20 protein-coding genes and 1 pseudogene are annotated in these 17,780 nt (G+C 58.7%); 6 read left to right on the top strand and 15 right to left on the bottom strand.

Features of this window, described 5'->3' with window-relative positions; genetic code table 11:
• Positions 1 to 70 precede the first annotated feature (70 nt).
• On the top strand, positions 71 to 1,255 hold the full coding sequence (gene cfaB, locus AC3WTM_RS02995; RefSeq protein ID WP_102669457.1) for a C17 cyclopropane fatty acid synthase CfaB: 1,185 nt from the start codon (positions 71 to 73) through the stop codon (positions 1,253 to 1,255).
• Here the strand turns inward: cfaB and cls are convergent.
• Complete coding sequence (gene cls, locus AC3WTM_RS02990; protein WP_102669456.1) at positions 1,252 to 2,691, bottom strand: cardiolipin synthase; 1,440 nt, start codon at positions 2,689 to 2,691, stop codon at positions 1,252 to 1,254. The two genes, cfaB and cls, sit on opposite strands and share 4 nt — an antisense overlap.
• Positions 2,692 to 2,826: 135 nt before the next feature.
• On the opposite strand from cls, the gene AC3WTM_RS02985 reads away from it, so the two are divergent.
• Positions 2,827 to 3,348, top strand: a complete 522-nt coding sequence (locus tag AC3WTM_RS02985) for a DUF3617 domain-containing protein (protein ID WP_102669455.1) — start codon at positions 2,827 to 2,829, stop codon at positions 3,346 to 3,348.
• Between the two features lie 90 nt (positions 3,349 to 3,438).
• On the opposite strand, the gene AC3WTM_RS02980 is transcribed toward AC3WTM_RS02985, so the two are convergent.
• The 8 genes and pseudogenes from AC3WTM_RS02980 to AC3WTM_RS02945 form a co-directional block, all read right to left on the bottom strand.
• A complete protein-coding gene (locus AC3WTM_RS02980; RefSeq protein ID WP_102669454.1) occupies positions 3,439 to 4,326 on the bottom strand; it encodes a His/Gly/Thr/Pro-type tRNA ligase C-terminal domain-containing protein in 888 nt (295 codons plus the stop codon).
• Between the two features lie 92 nt (positions 4,327 to 4,418).
• Positions 4,419 to 4,499, bottom strand: a pseudogene (locus AC3WTM_RS02975) (hypothetical protein); the annotation flags it as partial.
• 21 nt (positions 4,500 to 4,520) lie between these two features.
• Positions 4,521 to 5,081 carry a gamma carbonic anhydrase family protein gene (locus AC3WTM_RS02970; protein ID WP_090452234.1) on the bottom strand — a complete coding sequence of 187 codons (561 nt, stop codon included), beginning with the start codon at positions 5,079 to 5,081 and terminating at the stop codon, positions 4,521 to 4,523.
• On the bottom strand, positions 5,078 to 5,953 hold the full coding sequence (locus AC3WTM_RS02965; RefSeq protein WP_102669453.1) for a metal ABC transporter substrate-binding protein: 876 nt from the start codon (positions 5,951 to 5,953) through the stop codon (positions 5,078 to 5,080). Before AC3WTM_RS02965 ends, AC3WTM_RS02970 begins: the two co-directional genes overlap by 4 nt.
• 11 nt (positions 5,954 to 5,964) lie before the next feature.
• On the bottom strand, positions 5,965 to 6,831 hold the full coding sequence (locus tag AC3WTM_RS02960; RefSeq protein WP_102669452.1) for a metal ABC transporter permease: 867 nt from the start codon (positions 6,829 to 6,831) through the stop codon (positions 5,965 to 5,967).
• A complete protein-coding gene (locus AC3WTM_RS02955; protein ID WP_102669451.1) occupies positions 6,831 to 7,499 on the bottom strand; it encodes a metal ABC transporter ATP-binding protein in 669 nt (222 codons plus the stop codon). Before AC3WTM_RS02955 ends, AC3WTM_RS02960 begins: the two co-directional genes overlap by 1 nt.
• On the bottom strand, positions 7,496 to 8,392 hold the full coding sequence (gene folE2 / locus AC3WTM_RS02950) for a GTP cyclohydrolase FolE2 (RefSeq protein ID WP_102669450.1): 897 nt from the start codon (positions 8,390 to 8,392) through the stop codon (positions 7,496 to 7,498). Before folE2 ends, AC3WTM_RS02955 begins: the two co-directional genes overlap by 4 nt.
• 134 nt (positions 8,393 to 8,526) lie before the next feature.
• Positions 8,527 to 8,904, bottom strand: coding sequence for a glutamine synthetase (locus AC3WTM_RS02945; protein ID WP_102669449.1), 378 nt, complete (start codon positions 8,902 to 8,904; stop codon positions 8,527 to 8,529).
• Positions 8,905 to 9,045: 141 nt separating this feature from the next.
• On the opposite strand from AC3WTM_RS02945, the gene zigA reads away from it, so the two are divergent.
• Positions 9,046 to 10,251 carry a zinc metallochaperone GTPase ZigA gene (gene zigA / locus AC3WTM_RS02940; RefSeq protein WP_102669448.1) on the top strand — a complete coding sequence of 402 codons (1,206 nt, stop codon included), beginning with the start codon at positions 9,046 to 9,048 and terminating at the stop codon, positions 10,249 to 10,251.
• A 15-nt stretch (positions 10,252 to 10,266) separates the two neighbouring features.
• Here the strand turns inward: zigA and AC3WTM_RS02935 are convergent, their stop codons facing one another.
• Positions 10,267 to 10,623 carry an NADH:ubiquinone oxidoreductase gene (locus AC3WTM_RS02935; RefSeq protein ID WP_102669447.1) on the bottom strand — a complete coding sequence of 119 codons (357 nt, stop codon included), beginning with the start codon at positions 10,621 to 10,623 and terminating at the stop codon, positions 10,267 to 10,269.
• 27 nt (positions 10,624 to 10,650) lie between these two features.
• On the opposite strand from AC3WTM_RS02935, the gene AC3WTM_RS02930 reads away from it, so the two are divergent.
• A complete protein-coding gene (locus tag AC3WTM_RS02930; RefSeq protein WP_102669446.1) occupies positions 10,651 to 11,622 on the top strand; it encodes a CobW family GTP-binding protein in 972 nt (323 codons plus the stop codon).
• Between the two features lie 4 nt (positions 11,623 to 11,626).
• Here the strand turns inward: AC3WTM_RS02930 and AC3WTM_RS02925 are convergent, their stop codons facing one another.
• Complete coding sequence (locus tag AC3WTM_RS02925; RefSeq protein WP_057712694.1) at positions 11,627 to 12,040, bottom strand: DUF3301 domain-containing protein; 414 nt, start codon at positions 12,038 to 12,040, stop codon at positions 11,627 to 11,629.
• A 119-nt stretch (positions 12,041 to 12,159) separates the two neighbouring features.
• On the opposite strand from AC3WTM_RS02925, the gene pdxY reads away from it, so the two are divergent.
• On the top strand, positions 12,160 to 13,032 hold the full coding sequence (gene pdxY, locus AC3WTM_RS02920) for a pyridoxal kinase PdxY (protein ID WP_102669445.1): 873 nt from the start codon (positions 12,160 to 12,162) through the stop codon (positions 13,030 to 13,032).
• 126 nt (positions 13,033 to 13,158) lie between these two features.
• On the opposite strand, the gene AC3WTM_RS02915 is transcribed toward pdxY, so the two are convergent.
• Positions 13,159 to 13,641: an acyl-CoA thioesterase gene (locus tag AC3WTM_RS02915; RefSeq protein ID WP_057712696.1), complete on the bottom strand. Its 483-nt coding sequence runs from the start codon at positions 13,639 to 13,641 to the stop codon at positions 13,159 to 13,161.
• A gap of 289 nt (positions 13,642 to 13,930) precedes the next feature.
• Here AC3WTM_RS02915 and AC3WTM_RS02910 point away from each other — a divergent pair, with 289 nt between their 5' ends.
• The gene (locus AC3WTM_RS02910; RefSeq protein ID WP_102669444.1) at positions 13,931 to 15,694 is read left to right on the top strand and encodes a cation:proton antiporter; all 1,764 of its coding nucleotides are present in this window, start codon (positions 13,931 to 13,933) and stop codon (positions 15,692 to 15,694) included.
• Positions 15,695 to 15,716: 22 nt separating this feature from the next.
• On the opposite strand, the gene AC3WTM_RS02905 is transcribed toward AC3WTM_RS02910, so the two are convergent.
• The 3 genes from AC3WTM_RS02905 to AC3WTM_RS02895 form a co-directional block, all read right to left on the bottom strand.
• A complete protein-coding gene (locus AC3WTM_RS02905) occupies positions 15,717 to 16,124 on the bottom strand; it encodes an SMI1/KNR4 family protein (protein ID WP_003187120.1) in 408 nt (135 codons plus the stop codon).
• A gap of 138 nt (positions 16,125 to 16,262) precedes the next feature.
• Positions 16,263 to 17,141: a Tim44 domain-containing protein gene (locus AC3WTM_RS02900; protein ID WP_057712698.1), complete on the bottom strand. Its 879-nt coding sequence runs from the start codon at positions 17,139 to 17,141 to the stop codon at positions 16,263 to 16,265.
• A 179-nt stretch (positions 17,142 to 17,320) separates the two neighbouring features.
• On the bottom strand, positions 17,321 to 17,761 hold the full coding sequence (locus AC3WTM_RS02895) for an EamA family transporter (protein ID WP_102669443.1): 441 nt from the start codon (positions 17,759 to 17,761) through the stop codon (positions 17,321 to 17,323).
• Positions 17,762 to 17,780 lie beyond the last annotated feature (19 nt).

The following is a 17,780-nucleotide window of genomic DNA, read 5'->3' as shown; positions in this document are numbered from 1 at the left end:
TTCGATAGCCAGCTATTTTTCAAAGATGGTCTACCCTCTGTTTAGACGTCTGAAACAAGGGGGCTTCTCCATGCTCGCGCATCTTCCACCGGCCTTACAGAATCTGCAATTACCGCTTCGCCTGAGACTCTGGGATGGCCATGAACTCAATCTGGGACCGGCGCCCAGCGTCACGATTGTGGTCAAGGACCCACAAATGGTCACCCAGTTTACCCATCCAAGCCTGGACGCCCTCGGTGCTGCTTTTGTCGAAGGCAAACTGGAACTCGAAGGTTCGATCAGCGATGTGATTCGCGTCTGCGATGAATGGAGCCAGGCATTGCTGGACGAAGACGACGACAATCAGCCGGTTCGTAGCGCCCACGACAAAGAGATGGACGCCAAGGCGATTTCCTACCACTACGATCTTTCCAATGCGTTTTATCAGCTGTGGCTCGACAGCGACATGGCGTATTCCTGCGCTTACTTCGAGACCGGCAGCGAAAGCCTCGAACAGGCCCAGCAAGCCAAGTTCCGTCATTTGTGTCGCAAGCTGCGCCTGCAGCCCGGCGAATATCTGCTGGATGTGGGTTGTGGTTGGGGCGGATTGGCGCGTTTTGCTGCGCGAGAATTTGGCGCGAAAGTGTTCGGTATCACCCTCAGCAAGGAGCAGTTGGCCTTGGCCCGGGAGCGCGTAAAAGCGGAGGGCCTGGAGGACTTGGTTGAACTGCAATTGCTCGACTATCGCGATCTGCCGCAGGATGGCCGTTTCGATAAAGTGGTCAGCGTCGGCATGTTCGAACACGTCGGCCACGCCAATCTCGCCGAGTACTGCAAGACACTGTTCGGTGCGGTGAAAGAGGGCGGCCTGGTGATGAATCACGGGATCACCGCCAAATACACCGATGGCCGTCCGGTGGGACGCGGTGCCGGTGAATTCATTGAGAAATATGTGTTCCCCAACGGCGAGTTGCCGCACCTGTCGATGATTTCTGCCGAGATCAGTGAAGCCGGGCTTGAAATCGTTGACGTCGAGAGCTTGCGCCTGCACTACGCACGCACGCTCGATCACTGGAGCGAGCGCCTGGAGGACAACCTCGAAGCGGCGTCCAAGCTCATACCGGAACAAGCCCTGCGTATCTGGCGGCTGTACCTGGCCGGTTGTGCTTACGCGTTTGCCCGGGGCTGGATCAACCTGCACCAGATTCTCGCGGTGAAGACCCATGCCGATGGCAGTCATGAACTGCCATGGACCCGTGACGATATCTATCTCTAGAGAACCGGCGAAATAAGCCGGGCGACCCGCATGCCGATCTGCTGCAGGCGGTGGGTCTCCCGGCCTTCTCCTTTGGCGATTTCGTGGGCATTGGCGAAGTCATCGTTGAGCATCTGTTCCACCTCAGCGGCAAAGGCGCTGTCGACGGTCAGCAACATCACTTCGAAATTCAGCCGGAACGAACGGTTGTCCAGGTTGGCGCTGCCGATGGCGCTGATTTCGCTGTCGATCAACACCACTTTCTGGTGCAGGAATCCGGGCTCGTAACGGAACACCCGCACACCGGCACGAACGGCTTCGAAAGCGTAGAGGCTGGAGGCGGCGTAGACGATTCGATGGTCGGGTCGAGACGGCAACAGCAGCCGCACATCCACACCCCGCAGTACCGCCAGACGCAACGCTGCGAATACGGCTTCATCGGGGATGAAGTATGGGCTGGTGATCCAGATCCGTTCCGTCGCTGCATGGATCGCTTCGACAAAGAACAGAGAACAGGTTTCGTAGGCGTCTGCCGGCCCGCTGGCGAGCAACTGGCACAGCACGCCGTCTTCTGGATAAACCTCGGGCAGGATCAGTGGCGGCAGGGCATGAGCCACCCAGAACCAGTCTTCAGCGAAAGACTCCTGCATGCACGCCACCACTGGCCCGCGCACTTGCACGTGGGTATCGCGCCAAGGGGCCAAGGGCGGTTTCTCGCCCATATATTCATCACCGACGTTGTGCCCGCCAACGAAGCCGAGAATGCCGTCCACTACCACAATTTTGCGATGGTTACGGAAGTTCACCTGAAAGCGATTGAACCAGCCATTACGGGGGCCAAAAGCCTTGACCTCGACCCCGCCATCACGCAAGGCCTGCACGTAGCCGTTGGATAGGGAATGGCTGCCGATTCGGTCATACAACAGATAGATCGCTACGCCTTCGGCGGCTTTCTTCAACAGCAAAGTCTGCAGGCGTTGGCCGAGGCGGTCGTCGTGGACGATGAAAAACTGGATCAGCACGGCCTCTTTCGCCTGACCGATGGCATCGAAAATAGCCTCGAACGTCGACTGGCCGTTGATCAACAGCCGCATTTGGTTATTGGCCAGGCAGGGCATGTGTCCGAGCTTGGGCATCGCTCTAAGTGAGGCGTAGGCAGACGAAGCGCGGGCGGTGAGGGCTTCTTCTACCCAAGGTCGCCAGTTGAGTTCGGAAACAGCCTTGCGCATCTCGTCGTTGGCCTGCCGTCGGGCCTTGATGTAGCCATCAAAGGTGCTGCGGCCGAACATCAGGTAAGGGATCAGCGTCAGGTAAGGGATGAAAAACAGCGACAGGGCCCAAGCGATCGAGCCTTGGGCGGTACGGACGGTCAACACGGCGTGTATGGCCGCGATCATGCCCAGCAAGTGCAACAGGGCGATGGTATAACCGAAAATATGTGGTCCGAAATAATCCATGGGGGCGGCGACCTTGCTCCTGAAGATTCAGTGCTTAACAGACCATGTTCCGTGCAGAATGTCGCTAATTAATTCGACCATGAACCGAAGCCTGCGGCTGACGTCTAACGGCCACTACTGATCAGGAGTTACTCGATGAACGTTCGTCTGCTGGGTTTGGCCATGGCACTGGGTTTGGCACTTCCTGTGGCGGCTCACGCGCAAATGCTGCAACCAGGATTGTGGGAGCTGACCACGAGCAACATGAAGGTCGACGAGCAGAATATGCCGGACCTGCAATTGATCCTCGGCCAGATCCAGAACCAGATGACTCCCGAGCAGCGTGCGCTGCTGGAAAAGCAGGGCATCACCATGGGCGGCAAAGGGATCCGGGCATGCCTGACCCCTGAACAGGTCAAGACCGACAACATCCCGCTGACCGATCCACAGTCGGGCTGCAAACAGGAAATCACCGACCGCTCCGGCAATCAGTGGAAATTCCGTTTTAGCTGCCCGAAAGCCCAGGGAGCCGGCGTGGCGACGTTCCTCAGTGACCGCGAATTCACCACCAAGGTCAACGGGACGTTCAACGCCACCGGCATTCAGCAGAAGGGCAGCCTCGAGTCCCGCGCCGTCTGGTTGGGGCAGGATTGCGGCACGGTGAAGCCAAGAGCTTAAAAAGCTTCGCGAGCAGGCTCGCTCCCACATTGATTATGTGTCGAACACTAATCCCCCTGTCGGAGCGAGCCCGCTCGCGAAAGCGTCCATTCAGCCGCCCTGAATCCCCGGCCGACTTAACCACTCACACGCCGCCTCGACAGCCATCCGGCCAAAATCCTCCCCCGTGCGACTGCGCACACTGACGAACCCTCCAGCCTGTTCCTTTTCGCCAACCACGACCAGGAACGGCACGGTCTGGCTGTGCTGGCGAATCTTGTAGCGGACTTTTTCGTTTCGCAGGTCGGCCTTTGCATGCACGCCTTTTTGGCGCAAGGACTCGGTCACCTCTTGTGCATAAGTCGTCTGGCGGTCATCAATGCTAACGACCACCACATGGGGTGGAACGCGCCAGTGTTGCAGCTCCTGATGGCTCGACCAGCAAGTGCCGTAGATCCGTTGTTGCAACGTGCCGCTGATGTGATCCAGGGCAAACGCCTGCAAGACTTTGGTGGTTGGGACGTGCGGTCCATGACTCTGGTACTCGGCGTCCCCCAGACGGTACAGCGACACTGCTTCGCGCGCCGGGCGACGACGGATCGAGTGGTTGGTTGCTGCCAATGACTGCATGCGCGCTTCGATTAGAGGCAGGTCTGCGGGGGTCAGTGGTTGCTCGACTGCAAACTCGTAATAGAAACCATCACCCAGTTCCTTTCCCGCATGCAATTGCGCATGGGGGTGGAGTTGCTTGACCGCCATGGCCAGCATCAATGCACAGGAGCGACGCAGGATTTCCAGGCCGTCCGGCTCCCGGGGGGTGACAATGCTGACCCGGGCATCCGCCTCGATCAGGTATTCGCAGTCCACCAGTACACCATTGACCCTTCCTGCTACGGCCGCGATGGCCAGTTCGGGGCCGATGCTGGCGGCCACCTCGTGCACGGACAGAGGCTGATCGTACTCACGCAATGAACCATCGGGCAGGGTGATCTGGATCATGGTCGGCGTACTCTGGTGCTTCTAACGAGCGTTATCGCATAAACCTTAGGGGTGCTTCATTAAGACGTTTGTCGTGCCAGGCACTTTATCCTGACGCGATGGCTGGTTTTGGCCACCAGTGTGGTGGTCGGCAAAATCTGCTCCGCGACCAGTTCCAGCAACGCGGGCATTGCGAATCAGCACGCTACTCATGCTCAGAACTCGTTTTGCAGGGCTTTGTAGCCGCGTACCAGGTCGACGTTGGTGCGCGCCACATCTTCGGAAAATTCCGAAGCACTGACGCTCACCGGCGGGTATTGCGAGAGGTCGGTGTTGGGGCCGATCCGTGTGGTGGAAGGTACGTAGAAAGCTTCAGGCAGGTCGCGACCATCAACTACCGAGTTGTGCCGCACCACGCAACCGTCACCGACCACGCAGTTGAACAGCACGCTGTTGAAGCCGATGAACACTCTATTGCCCACGGTGCAGGGGCCATGCACGATCGAGCGGTGAGCGATGGAACTGAACTCGCCAATGGTCACCGCCGCACCAGATTTGGAATGGATCACCACACCGTCCTGGATGTTCGAGTTGGCGCCGATGCTGATCGGCTGCATGTCGCCAGAGTCATCGACTTCGTCAGCACGGATCACGGCATAAGGCCCGACGAACACGTTTTCGCCGATTACCACTTTGCCGCAGATGATCGCCGTCTTGTCGACGTAGGCCGATTCGGCAATCAGCGGTAAATCTCCAGAAGGGTTCTTGCGGATCATGGCTTGCTCAACGCGTTGTAAAGGGTGTTGAGGTTGTACTCGAACAACCCTGTGAAGGTGCCGGCCGGACCACTCGCCGCCAGGGCATCGGAGTACAGCGTGCCGCCGATCTGCGCGCCGCTTTCATCCGCGATCTGCTTGAGCAGGCGGGCGTCCTTGATGTTTTCCATGAACACCGCCTTGACCTTGGCCTGACGAATCTGGGTAATCAGTGCGGCCACTTCGGCGGCTGAAGGCTCGCGCTCGGTTGAGAGTCCTTGAGGCGCCATGAACTCGATGCCGTAGGCTTGGCCGAGATAACCGAAGGCATCATGGGACGTCACGACCTTGCGGTTGCCCGATGGCAGTGAGCCGAGTTTGGCCTTGGCTTCGGCGAGCAGGGCGTAGACCTGTTTCAGGTACAGCTGGCTGTTGCGCTCATAGTCGGCGGTGTTCGCCGGGTCAGCGGCGATCAGCGCTTTGGTGATGTTGGTGATGTACAGCTCGGTGTTCGCCAGGTTATGCCAGGCGTGCGGGTCGGGAACGGTTTTACCGTCTTCATCCAGGCTACGGGGTATGACACCGTGGCTTGCGCTGATGACCGCCGCCCGAGTCTCTGTGCTTGTCACCAGGCGATCCAGCCAGGGCTCGAAACCCAGGCCGTTCTTGATGATGAGCCTGGCCTTGAGTAGCGCTTTGGCGTCGTCCGGTGTCGGCTCGTACGTGTGCGCATCCGCGTCCGGGCCGACCATGTTGGTGATCTGGATGTGATCCTTGCCGACCTGCCGGGTCATGTCGGCGAGGATGCTGAAGCTGGTCACCACCTGAAGTTTTTCGGCGGCAGACAGTGACATCGACACCATCAAGCTGAACAGCACAAGTAAAGCGCGCATCGATTAACACCTCATTGGGATGTGAGCAAAGGCGGGCGGCGCAGCAAGCCGTGCACCGGCCCAAACACCACGGACAACAGATATCCACCGCCGGCCACCAGCACGATTGCCGGGCCACTGGGCAGCGAGTAATAGAACGAGATCAATAAACCGAGCCATACCGAGAGGCTGCCGAGCACGGCGGCGACGACGATCAGTATTGGCAAGCGGCGACTCCAGAAACGCGCCGCAGCGGCAGGCAACATCATCAAGCCGACCACCATCAATGCACCGATCGCCTGGAAACCGATGACCAGATTCAGCACCACCAGTGTCAGGAACACGCCGTGGGCCAGTGGACCGAGTCGGCTGACGGTTTGCAGAAAAAGCGGGTCGAGGGTGTCGAGCAGCAGTGGTTTGTAGATCAGTGCCATGGCCATCAGGCTCAGGCCCGAGACCCAAAGCATGCCGGTCAAGGTCGGGCCGTCGACTGCCAGCGCGGAACCAAACAGCAGGTGCAACAGGTCCAGGCGTTTGCCGGCGATGCCGAGAATCAGCACGCCACCGGCCAGGGAAATCGGGTAGATCGCCGCGAGGCTGGCGTCCTCTCGCAGGCCGGTGCGTCGCGTAATCCAGGCTGCGAGGCCTGCCATGCTCAGGCCCGCGCCGAGGCCACCGATGGTCAACGCAGGGAGGCTCAACCCGGCAAACCAGAAACCCAACGCCGCACCGGGGAGGATGCCGTGGGCGACGGCATCACCGATCAGGCTCATGCGTCTGAGGATCAGGAACACCCCCAAAGGCGCTGTACTGCACGCCAGGAGCAAACCACCGAGCAGCGCCCGACGCATGAAGACGAATTCGTGGAACGGTAGCCAGAGATGCGCGGCAGCGATCATCAGGCCACCTGCGATTGAGGTTGTTGGCGGATCAGTTCGGCGCTCGGGCCGAATACACAACCGCTGCTTTTGATCAGCAATGTATGTGGGATGTGCTCGCGAACAGCGGTGAGGTCATGGCAAACGACCACCAGTGTCCGGCCGTCGAGGTGCCAATCGTGTATGTGTTTCCAGAGCAATGCCTGACCGAGTTCATCGAGGGCCGCGTGGGGCTCATCGAGCAACAGCACGGGTGCGTCTGTCAGGCTCAATCGGGCGAGCAGGGCGCGTTGCAATTCACCGCCGGAAAGGGCCATCAGGGGGCGATCTTCCAGGCCGTTCAGGCACCAGTCTTCGAGGATGGCTTTCAATCGTTGGCTGCGGACTTCCGCTGATTGTCTGTTGCCCCAGAAACCGGCGGCGATCAATGCATGAAGGCTGATCGGGAATTGCCTGTCCAGGTGCTGTTGCTGAGGCAGGAACGACACGCCGCCCCTGGTTGGAACACCCAGACGTATCTTTCCGGCCAAGGGTTTCTGCAGGCCAGCGATGACCTTCAACAGGCTGCTTTTACCGGACCCGTTCGCACCGATGATGGCGGTCAAGCTGCCCTTCGGCAGTTCGAAGTCCAGCGCTGGTGTGAGTGGCTGTCCTGGTACGCCCCAGCGCAAGGCATGGCAAGCAATCATGCTGCCTCCCAGTTGAATCGGCTTTCGGCTACGGCGTCGTGGGCGTGAAGGCTTTCGGCGTGGATCACACGTATGTGGAAGGCATTGATGCCCGTGGAACGTTTCAGGGCCAGGTTCAAGCGGCGTGCGGCGTCCTCGCAGAACATCAGGTTCTGACCATTGGCGAGGGCGAAGGCCTGTTCGTCGGCGCGTTTTACTGCTGTTTGAACGGCGGTGCCGAGTGCGGCTTCGGCGTCGTTGATGACGGCAATCAGAGGTAACTCATCCAGAAAGTCAGCCAACCGTACGCGTAACTTTGCGCTGCTGCGTTGGCTGTGAGGTGTGGCGACGATGCCGTTGGTGGAACCGAGCCAGGCTAAAACCTCAGCGTGTTGCAGTGACGTGTTGGCGAAATCATCGACGAATTGCTGCTGAATCAACTGTCGAGAAAGGGCCGCGGAACACGGACAGGTTGAGGAATAAGGCAGGTCGATTTTTAGTTCCACGTGGAACATCGCGTTTTTCAAACGCGCTTCGATGGTCACCGGATAACTTTTCCAGCCCGCCAATGGGCTGATTAGCGCTGGCCTTTTCAGCAACAAATCGGCGTGAAGGGTCAAGTGAGCGCTGCTGGACAGCCCTTCATGGCTCTCAAGAAAACGCTGCAAAACCCGCCGCAATAAAGCCGCTGAAAGGCTTTCCTGTTCCAACAATTCAAGCGCCAGATAGAGTCGTGACATGTGAATGCCACGCGCGTTGCCATCGTCGAGGCTCACGCCAGCATCGGCCTTTGCATTCAGTCGTTGGCCATCAAACAAAATGGGAAGAGCAATGCCGCACATGCCCACCCACTCCAGTGGCAGGGCTTGGCGTGAGGCCTGCGCGGCGATATCCGGCAGAGTCAGCGCATTCATGAGCAGGTCCATCGTGGGGGCTTATATAAGATGTTATATCATAACAATTAGATCAGCGATGCCTTTTTCATGAGTCGGTCGTCATCATGCACAGACGTCATTTGCCTGGCAGTAGGAGCAGAAAAACAGCCGGCCTAACAGCCAGCGATCCGGCTGCAGGTGAACCTGGCGCTGCTACCGCCGGAGCTGGAAAACCGGTTGATTGTGGTCCAGCCGACGCGTCGGTTGTAGCCAACCCAGGCCTCGCCGTCGGAAGCGATACCGGTGAAAAACGTAAGCTGGCCGTAGCGGCTGTTGGTCTGTGCCCAATAGCGTTTTCCGGCCACTTCGAAACCCCGCAAATAGATCGTGCTTCCGGCGGTATTGACGCTGTAGGTGTTGCCATCAGCATCCACGCAGGCCAGCAGGTTGGCGCTGCGAGTGCACTTGGCCAGGTTCTGGATCTGTGCCATCGCGTCGGCAGCAACCAGCAGGGACAGCATGATCAATACGGGTTTAAGGGCGTTGCGCATGGGCTTTCTCACGAGGGCGGCGGCGTTCAGCATCTGTCGTTTGCCCTGCTGAGCAAGAGAGGATGGTTTATTTGTATTGTTACAGTATAACATTGTGTAGGCCCGACACAGCGACCGGGCACCCCTGTGAGGAATATGCAGATGTCCAATCGACTCCCCGTGACCGTTCTCTCCGGCTTTCTTGGTGCCGGAAAAAGTACACTTCTTAATTACATACTACGTAATCGCGATGGCTTGCGGGTTGCAGTCATCGTCAACGATATGAGCGAAATCAACGTCGATGGCACCGAAGTCCAGCGCTATGTCAGCCTTAACCGGGCTGAAGAACGGTTAGTGGAAATGAGTAACGGGTGTATTTGCTGTACGTTACGTGAAGATTTGCTGGAGGAAGTGAGCCAACTCGCCAGGGAGGGTCGCTTCGACTATCTGCTGATCGAGTCCACCGGTATTTCCGAACCGCTGCCGGTGGCGGAAACCTTCACCTTCCGCGATGAAAACGGCCAGAGCCTCAACGACATCGCACGTCTGGACACCATGGTCACGGTGGTCGATGGCATGAACTTCTTGCTCGATTACCAGGCTGCCGAAAGCCTGGCTTCCCGAGGAGAAACACTAGGGGAGGAAGACGAACGTTCGATTACCGATCTGTTGATTGAGCAGGTCGAGTTCGCCGATGTGATTTTGCTCAGCAAGATCGACTTGATCAGCAGCCACCAGCGTGAGGAGTTGATCGCCATACTTGAACGGCTCAACGCCAGGGCGGAAATCATTGCGATGTCGATGGGTGAAATTCCCTTGAACAAGATTCTCAACACCGGTCGTTTTGACTTCGAAAAGGCTGCCCAGGCACCGGGATGGTTGCAGGAGCTGCGTGGCGAACATGTGCCGGAAACCGAAGAATACGGCATTGCTTCCAGTGCTTACCGGGCTCGCCGACCGTTCCACCCTCAGCGTTTCTTCAATTTCATCGACGGTCCTTGGGACAACGGCAAACTGCTGCGCTCCAAGGGCTTTTTCTGGCTGGCGAGCAAGCACATGGATGCCGGCAGCTGGTCTCAGGCCGGTGGTTTGATGCGCTATGGCTTCGCCGGCCGCTGGTGGCGGTTCGTACCGAAAAACCAATGGCCGCAAGACGAAGAAAGTACCGCCGGGATCATGAAAAACTGGAGCGCTGACAGCGGGGACTGTCGTCAGGAACTGGTTTTCATCGGCCAGAACATCGACTTCACGCAGCTTGCGGCCGAGCTGGACGCATGCCTGCTGACCGATGAGGAAATGGCGCTGGGCGTAGAGGGTTGGCATTTGCTGCCTGATCCATTCGGCCCTTGGTACGAAGAAGCTGCCTGATCCTCTGCTGGCGCTTCAGGGCCTGATCCAGGCGCCTTGGTTCTGGGCCTCGCAGTACGGCTGCAAATACGCCGCGTCGGTGGCAACGCCGTAATAGTGAATATCCTGTCGGTAGGGCATATTGGCGACTTGGGCGTTGCTGCAGATTCCAAATGCGCCGCCGGGACATTGATCGACATACTGCACGTCGACTTTCTGCCCAGCCAGGTTCGGTTGGCAGAAACCATCGGCGAAGAGTTTTGGCGGGATGTTGCGGTTCTGCTGGCAAACCTGGACATCAAGTCGCTCGCCCTGGCTATGAACCACACAAGCCTGGGCCAGCGTTTCGCTTGAAACGAGTGCCAGGAGCAACGCCAAGCCAATCAACCGCATCCACCACCTCCTCAGAAATCATCAACCATGCTGCAAAATATCCCCACCCATGTCATTGCCGGCCCCTTGGGTGCCGGCAAGACCAGCCTGATCAAGCACCTGCTGGCCCAGCGCCCGGCTGGCGAGCGGTGGGCGGTGTTGATCAACGAGTTTGGCCAGATCGGTCTCGACGCTGCGCTTCTGACCCAGGACGCCGATGGTATCGCACTGGGGGAAGTGGCCGGGGGCTGCTTGTGTTGCGTCAACGGTGCGCCGTTTCAGATTGGTCTTGGGCGCTTGTTGCGCAAGGCACAACCGGATCGGCTGTTCATCGAACCCTCGGGGCTGGGGCATCCGGCGCAGCTGCTCAGGCAATTGAGCGAAGCGCCGTGGCAAGGCGTGTTGGCTGTCCAGCCTTGTGTGCTGGTGTTGGATGCCCAGTCGCTCGCTGCGGGCAAACCGCTGCCGGATGTTCAACAGCAGGCGCTGGGCTATGCGGGATTATTACTGTTGAACAAGTCTGAAGGGCTCGAAGAAGAAAGCCGCCAGCGAATCACCGGGCAATTGCCGCCGCTCCCCCTGTGCTGGACGCAACAGGCGGCTTTACCCTTGAGCGAGTTGCCGGGGCTGCATGCCAAAGCGCTGGCAGGTGTGGGTAACTTCGTCTTGCCCAAGGGATTGGCGCAGCTGCCGGCGGTCTGGAGTGATCCCGCGTTGCCCATTTGCTTGAGTCAGGAACAGGACGGAGGCTGGAGCATCGGATGGCGTTGGCACCCAAGCCAGGTGTTTGATGCCGCTCTGGTTGGCCGGTGGCTTGACTGCCTTGGCTGGAAGCGGGCGAAGCTGGTTATCCACAGCGCCCACGGGTGGGCCTCGGCGAACGCTGTGGATAACTCGGTGCTGGACTGGCAGCCCAGTGAATGGCGGCAGGATTCGCGTATCGAGTTGATTTTCAGTGAAACGCAGAACGCAGAACGACTGCAGCGTGAGCTGGCAGCATGTCGATCCGGATCGGGTTAATGGCTCAAGGTCGCCACTTGGTGTGTTCCTGACGCCACTGGCTCAGCTCGATCACTTCCGCGCGAGGTTTCGCCACTTCGACCACTGGTTCGGTTTCGTCGAACGGGACCGGGTAGGGTGCCAGCTCAATCTGTGCGCTGTGAGCGCCGAACTGGGTAATGGTACCGTTGTGGCGGGTTTCGCCCGTCACGGTGAATTCGAAGTTATACACACGGGCCAGGCGTCGCCGACCACTGGCATCCCTGATGAACGCAATTCGTTTCAAGGCCACGTTGCCGTCGAGCAACTCGATCCCGAGTTTGCCGCAATGCTGCTTGACCCGCTCCAGCGCGCGCTCGCGCAAGCCGTGGTTGTGCCATAGCCATGCGCCGGCAGTGGCGAACAGCATCAGCACGAATATATTTCCAAGAGTCAGCATCAACAGGGTGCTCCAACAAGATAGTGTCAGCTTAACTGTGTCGCTGGTCTGTCGTACAGGCTGCGTTTAGTCGCATACTGCGCGGCTAGAATTTCAATCGTTTTACGGAAATCCACCGCATGAAACGTACACCGCATTTGCTCGCTATCCAGTCCCACGTGGTATTCGGTCACGCCGGCAACAGTGCCGCGGTTTTCCCGATGCAACGGGTCGGGGTGAATGTCTGGCCGCTCAACACTGTGCAGTTCTCCAATCACACCCAGTACGGTCAGTGGGCCGGTGAAGTGTTGGCGCCGCACCAGATACCTGACCTGGTCGAAGGCATCGCGGCGATTGGCGAGCTGGGCAACTGCGATGCGGTGCTCTCCGGTTACCTTGGCAGTGCGGCCCAGGGCCGGGCGATCCTGACGGGAGTGGAGCGGATCAAGTCGATGAATCCCAAGGCGCTGTACCTGTGTGACCCGGTCATGGGGCATCCGGAGAAGGGCTGCAGTGTTCCGGCGGAGGTCAGTGATTTTCTGCTGGAAGAGGCCGCCGCCGTGGCGGACTTCATGTGCCCGAACCAGCTGGAGCTGGATAGCTTCTCCGGACGCAAGCCGCAATCGCTGTTCGATTGCCTGGCAATGGCGCGTGCATTGCTGGTGCGCGGCCCGAAAGCGGTGCTGGTCAAGCATCTGGACTACCCAGGCAAGTCTGCTGAGGTCTTCGAGATGCTGCTGGTGACGGCCGAAGGCAGCTGGCATTTGCAACGCCCGTTGCTGGCGTTCCCGCGTCAGCCGGTGGGCGTGGGCGATCTGACGTCCGGCCTGTTCCTGGCGCGTGTGCTGCTGGGCGACAGCCTGGTGGCCGCGTTCGAGTTCGCGGCCTCGGCGGTGCATGAAGTGCTGCTGGAAACCCAGGCTTGTGCCAGCTACGAGTTGGAACTGGTTCGGGCTCAGGACCGGATTTCCCATCCGCGGGTGCGGTTCGAGGCGACCTCGATCAGCCTTTGATTCTGCGTTGCCCCCATTCGCGAGCAGGCTCCCACATTTGATCTTCGGTATTGCATAGATCCAGTGTGGGAGCGGGCTTGCTCGCGAATGGCTATCTAACGAACACCATCAGCCTGACAGACCAGCTCAGGCGTCGCCCTTGATTTCCTGATAGCGCTTTTCCAGCTCCTGACGAATCTGCCGACGCTGCTGGGCCTGCATATAGCGGCGCTTGTCTTCGCTGTTTTGCGGTTGCAGCGGTGGTACCGATGCAGGTTTACGCTGCTCATCCACCGCGACCATGGTGAAGAAGCAACTGTTGGTATGGCGCACAGAGCGTTCGCGGATGTTCTCGGTCACCACTTTGATGCCCACCTCCATGGAGGTGTTGCCGGTGTAGTTGACCGAGGCCAGGAAGGTCACCAGTTCGCCGACATGGATCGGTTCACGGAAAATGACCTGATCCACCGACAAGGTCACCACATAGCGGCCGGCATAACGGCTGGCGCAGGCGTAGGCCACTTCGTCGAGGTATTTGAGCAGGGTGCCGCCGTGAACATTGCCAGAGAAATTGGCCATGTCGGGGGTCATCAATACCGTCATCGACAGCTGGGCGTTTCCGGGTTCCATAGCATTCTCACGGGTCAAGGCCAGGTTTGAGGGATGCACCTCTGCGGGTGCCTCGGCGGTTTTTTTTCAAACCAACAGTTATCGGGACGCCGGGTGCCGGGTCGCCGTCACGCCGGATCGATCTGTTTCCATATATTGCACCGCCTTTCTGCCAGAAGTCGCGGTGTTACCCTGCAAAAAAGCCCCGCCTCAAGGGCATTTCCTACGTGCAATTCCGATTTTTGTTCTGCTCGATCAGACTTTTCCTGCGTCCGGGGATCGAGCAATACCACCCAGGGAGTCTCACGCCATGCATGCCATCAGTTTCATTCAGGATCTGGCAGTGATCATGTTGATCGCAGGCGTGGTCACCGTGGTCTTCCATCGCCTGAAACAACCGGTGGTACTGGGATACATCGTCGCCGGTTTCATCATTGGCCCGCACACCCCGCCATTCGGCCTGATCCACGACGAAGAAACCATCAAGACCCTGGCCGAGCTCGGTGTGATATTCCTGATGTTCTGCCTGGGCCTGGAGTTCAGCCTGCGCAAGTTGTTCAAGGTCGGTGCCACGGCATTCATCGCGGCATTCCTGGAAATCGTGCTGATGATCTGGATCGGCTACGAGATTGGTCGCTGGTTCGACTGGAACACCATGGATTCACTGTTCCTCGGCGCGATCCTGGCGATTTCCTCGACCACCATCATCGTCAAGGCGCTCAATGATCTGAAGCTGAAAAACGAGCGGTTTGCCCAGTTGATATTCGGAGTGCTGATCGTCGAAGACATTCTGGGCATCGGCATCATCGCGCTGCTGTCCAGCATCGCAGTCAGCGGTACGGTCAGCTCCGGCGAAGTGTTTTCCACGGTCGGCAAACTGTCGCTGTTCATGATCGTCGCCTTGGTCATTGGCATCCTGATGGTGCCGCGGCTGTTGGCCTACGTCGCCAGATTCGAAAGCAACGAAATGCTGCTGATCACGGTGCTGGGCCTGTGTTTTGGCTTCTGCCTGCTGGTGGTCAAGCTTGAATACAGCATGGTCCTCGGTGCATTCCTGATCGGCGCGATCATGGCGGAATCCCGGCAACTGCTGAAAATCGAGCGTTTGATTGAACCGGTTCGCGATCTTTTCAGTGCAATTTTCTTTGTGGCCATCGGGCTGATGCTCGATCCGGCAATCCTGCTTCAGTACGCTTGGCCAATCGCGGTAATCACCGTAGCCGTGGTGCTCGGCAAGATGTTGTCCTGCGGCCTTGGTGCATTTATCGCCGGCAATGACGGACGTACATCGCTGCGAGTCGGGATGGGTCTTTCACAGATTGGCGAATTCTCTTTCATCATCGCGGCACTGGGCATGACGTTGCAGGTCACCAGTAACTTTTTATACCCCGTGGCTGTGGCGGTTTCGGTGATCACGACCCTGCTGACGCCTTATCTGATCCGTGCGGCCGATCCATTGTCGATCAAGCTCGCCAGTGCGATGCCAGAACGCTTGGGACGGGTGCTGGGGATGTATGGCGAATGGCTGCGCAGCATCCAGCCGCAGGGTGAGGGCGCATTACTGGCATCCATGATTCGCAGGATCTTGCTGCAGGTGGGCGTCAATCTGGCACTGGTGATCGCGATCTTCTTTTCGGGCGCGTACTTCGCCGAACGCATTTCGGCTTACCTGCAAGGCTGGATCAGCGATCCTAGCTGGCAAAAGGCGTTGATCTGGGGCGGAGCGCTATTGTTATCGCTGCCTTTTTTGATTGCGGCGTACCGCAAGCTAAAGGCGCTGTCGATGTTGCTCGCGGAAATGGGCGTGAAGCCGGAGATGGCCGGGCGCCACACGCAGCGAGTGCGCCGGGTGATCGCCGAAGTGATCCCGATCCTGTCGCTGCTGGTGATCTTTTTTCTGCTGGCAGCCTTGTCGGCCAGTATTCTGCCGACCAACAAGTTGCTGGTACTGATCGCCGTGGTCGCGGCCGCCGTGGCGGCGCTGTTGTGGCGCTGGTTCATTCGTGTGCATACGCGGATGCAGGTGGCGTTGCTGGAAACCCTCGACAATCACAAGGAGTCGTCCGGGCATTGACCACCCTGCGGCGTTGACTGGATCAGCTTTCCAGCCAGACGTCCCGTGCCCAGTGCCACACTGACTCCCAGGTTTCTTCGGCGATCAGCTCTTCTTCGGCCTGCCAAAGCACCACGGTGCCGTCTTCTTCGACACAATAGTAGTCATCACCGTCCTGGCAGATCGGGATCAGACTGCGATCGACGCCAGCGTCCCAGGCGTTGGCGGCAACGTCGGGCAGGTAGGTGTGGGATTGCGGGTCGGTTACGGTGACCGGTTCCAGGCTGCCGTAGACCACATCGCTGACGGTCAGCAGAAACTCTCTGAAGACGAACGGAATGTCGATGAACAGTTGTTCTTCGATTTCGACCAGCAGGTCTTCGTCGGGCAACTCCAAGGGGACCGGTACCGGTTCGTTGGCTTCACGCAGTTGTTCGATGATTTCTTCCACGTCCGGGATCCTCTTGCTTGTATGGCGCGGTTTATATGGGGCGGTTTATACAGTAGCTTGCTATAGATGCAACCGCGAAATAGAAAACCCCGGCCTAAGCCGGGGTTTTGTTTACAGCAAGTGAAGTTCTGCGCGGGATCAGCCGTTCTGGCGGATACCTGCCACCAGCCAAGGCTGGTTTTCGCCCTGTGCGCGTTCCATGTTCCAGCTTTCGCTGAAGACTTCGCCCTGGTCGAAACGCGAGGTTTTCGACAGGCCAGTGAAGGTCAGGGTGGCGATGGTCTTGTCGGCGCGATCATCCACACCGTCCAGCTGTACATTGAGGTTATCGATGTAGGTGGACTGGAAGCCGTCGCCCAGGTCAGCACGTTCACGCTTGAGGAACTCCAGCATTTGCGGAGTCACGAACTCGGCGATCTTGTCCATTTCGTTGGCGTCCCAGTGCTGTTGCAGGGACTGGAAGTGATTGCGTGCCGCTTCGACGAAGTTTCCTTCGTTGAACCAGGCTGGGGCGTTGATCACCGGGCGAGCGGCAACAGGCGCTGCCGAACCACCGAAGATCGAACCGCCGGCAGGCTTTTGTTCGAACGCCTCACGTTGCATCGGCGCGTGGCCAGCCGGAGCGTACTGCTCCTGCTGCTTGCGACGACGGGCGGCGATAAAACGGAAGACCAGGAACGCAATGACGGCCATGATCAGGATGTCGAAGATCTGCATGCCCTGGAAGCCGTCACCCATGAACATGGATGCGAGCAGGCCACCGGCCGCGATACCGGCCAGTGGGCCGAGCCAGCGCGAAGCGCCACCGGCCTTGGCAGCAGCGCCAGCGGCACCGGCAGCACCAGCGGTCGCCGCAGCGCCGCCCATGCCTGGAGAAGAAGGAGCCATCTGGCTGGTCTGGTGAGTCGGCGCAGCGCCTGCGCTTTTGCCACCACCGAAGCGCTTGGCGGCATTGACGTCGAGACTCATCGTCAGGCCGATGCACAACGCCATGGCGATGCTAAGAAAACGTTTCATAAAGGGAATTCCCATTTGTGGAAGGCACGCGCGCCATGTTGCACAGGTGAAGTGTTGCTGGCTAGCGGCAGAGTGTTTCGGGCTTTTGCCTGACAGGTCGTGTTCAGCTCCAGTCCGTGCAATAAGGCCTTTTGACTTTGATCTGTCAGATGAGTGGACAGGGCTTGTAGGACGCTTGCCTAGCGTCGCAGGGCAAGCATGACCACCCCGGCCGTGATCAGGCCTATTCCGCCCCATTGGCGCAAGTCGAGTTTTTCACCCAGCAGGACAACGCCAAGGACAGCCACCAGCACCACGCTGAGTTTGTCCACTGGAGCAACCAGTGACGCCGGACCGACCTTGAGTGCGCGGAAATAGCAGATCCACGATGCACCGGTGGCAAGGCCCGACAACAGCAGGAACAGGTAGCTCTTCGCAGAGATCGATCCCAAGGACTGATATTGGCCCGTGGCGTACAAAATCAAGGCCAGGCTGACCAATACCACTATCGTACGCAGCAGGGTGGCGAAGTCGGAGTTGACGTTTTCGATGCCGGCTTTCGCGAAAATGGCGGTCATTGCCGCGAATACCGCGGATAACAGGGCCCAGAATGTCCAGGAGGAAAAAAAGCCTGAGCCCATGTGTTTGCGCCTCCAGGAT

The organism is Pseudomonas sp. EU05-FHT14B02 (genome assembly GCF_058791055.1).
Note: the sequence above shows the minus strand (reverse complement) of the source record. Positions and strands in the feature narration are given on the sequence as shown.

Bases quoted from the DNA above. Each gene is read 5' to 3' on its own strand.
- cfaB (WP_102669457.1), top strand. From the start codon at position 71: ATGCTCGCGCATCTTCCACCGGCCTTACAGAATCTGCAATTACCGCTT.
- cls (WP_102669456.1), bottom strand. From the start codon at position 2,691: ATGGATTATTTCGGACCACATATTTTCGGTTATACCATCGCCCTGTTG.
- AC3WTM_RS02985 (WP_102669455.1), top strand. From the start codon at position 2,827: ATGAACGTTCGTCTGCTGGGTTTGGCCATGGCACTGGGTTTGGCACTT.
- AC3WTM_RS02980 (WP_102669454.1), bottom strand. From the start codon at position 4,326: ATGATCCAGATCACCCTGCCCGATGGTTCATTGCGTGAGTACGATCAG.
- AC3WTM_RS02970 (WP_090452234.1), bottom strand. From the start codon at position 5,081: ATGATCCGCAAGAACCCTTCTGGAGATTTACCGCTGATTGCCGAATCG.
- AC3WTM_RS02965 (WP_102669453.1), bottom strand. From the start codon at position 5,953: ATGCGCGCTTTACTTGTGCTGTTCAGCTTGATGGTGTCGATGTCACTG.
- AC3WTM_RS02960 (WP_102669452.1), bottom strand. From the start codon at position 6,831: ATGATCGCTGCCGCGCATCTCTGGCTACCGTTCCACGAATTCGTCTTC.
- AC3WTM_RS02955 (WP_102669451.1), bottom strand. From the start codon at position 7,499: ATGATTGCTTGCCATGCCTTGCGCTGGGGCGTACCAGGACAGCCACTC.
- folE2 (WP_102669450.1), bottom strand. From the start codon at position 8,392: ATGAATGCGCTGACTCTGCCGGATATCGCCGCGCAGGCCTCACGCCAA.
- AC3WTM_RS02945 (WP_102669449.1), bottom strand. From the start codon at position 8,904: ATGCGCAACGCCCTTAAACCCGTATTGATCATGCTGTCCCTGCTGGTT.
- zigA (WP_102669448.1), top strand. From the start codon at position 9,046: ATGTCCAATCGACTCCCCGTGACCGTTCTCTCCGGCTTTCTTGGTGCC.
- AC3WTM_RS02935 (WP_102669447.1), bottom strand. From the start codon at position 10,623: ATGCGGTTGATTGGCTTGGCGTTGCTCCTGGCACTCGTTTCAAGCGAA.
- AC3WTM_RS02930 (WP_102669446.1), top strand. From the start codon at position 10,651: ATGCTGCAAAATATCCCCACCCATGTCATTGCCGGCCCCTTGGGTGCC.
- AC3WTM_RS02925 (WP_057712694.1), bottom strand. From the start codon at position 12,040: ATGCTGACTCTTGGAAATATATTCGTGCTGATGCTGTTCGCCACTGCC.
- pdxY (WP_102669445.1), top strand. From the start codon at position 12,160: ATGAAACGTACACCGCATTTGCTCGCTATCCAGTCCCACGTGGTATTC.
- AC3WTM_RS02915 (WP_057712696.1), bottom strand. From the start codon at position 13,641: ATGGAACCCGGAAACGCCCAGCTGTCGATGACGGTATTGATGACCCCC.
- AC3WTM_RS02910 (WP_102669444.1), top strand. From the start codon at position 13,931: ATGCATGCCATCAGTTTCATTCAGGATCTGGCAGTGATCATGTTGATC.
- AC3WTM_RS02900 (WP_057712698.1), bottom strand. From the start codon at position 17,141: ATGAAACGTTTTCTTAGCATCGCCATGGCGTTGTGCATCGGCCTGACG.
- AC3WTM_RS02895 (WP_102669443.1), bottom strand. From the start codon at position 17,761: ATGGGCTCAGGCTTTTTTTCCTCCTGGACATTCTGGGCCCTGTTATCC.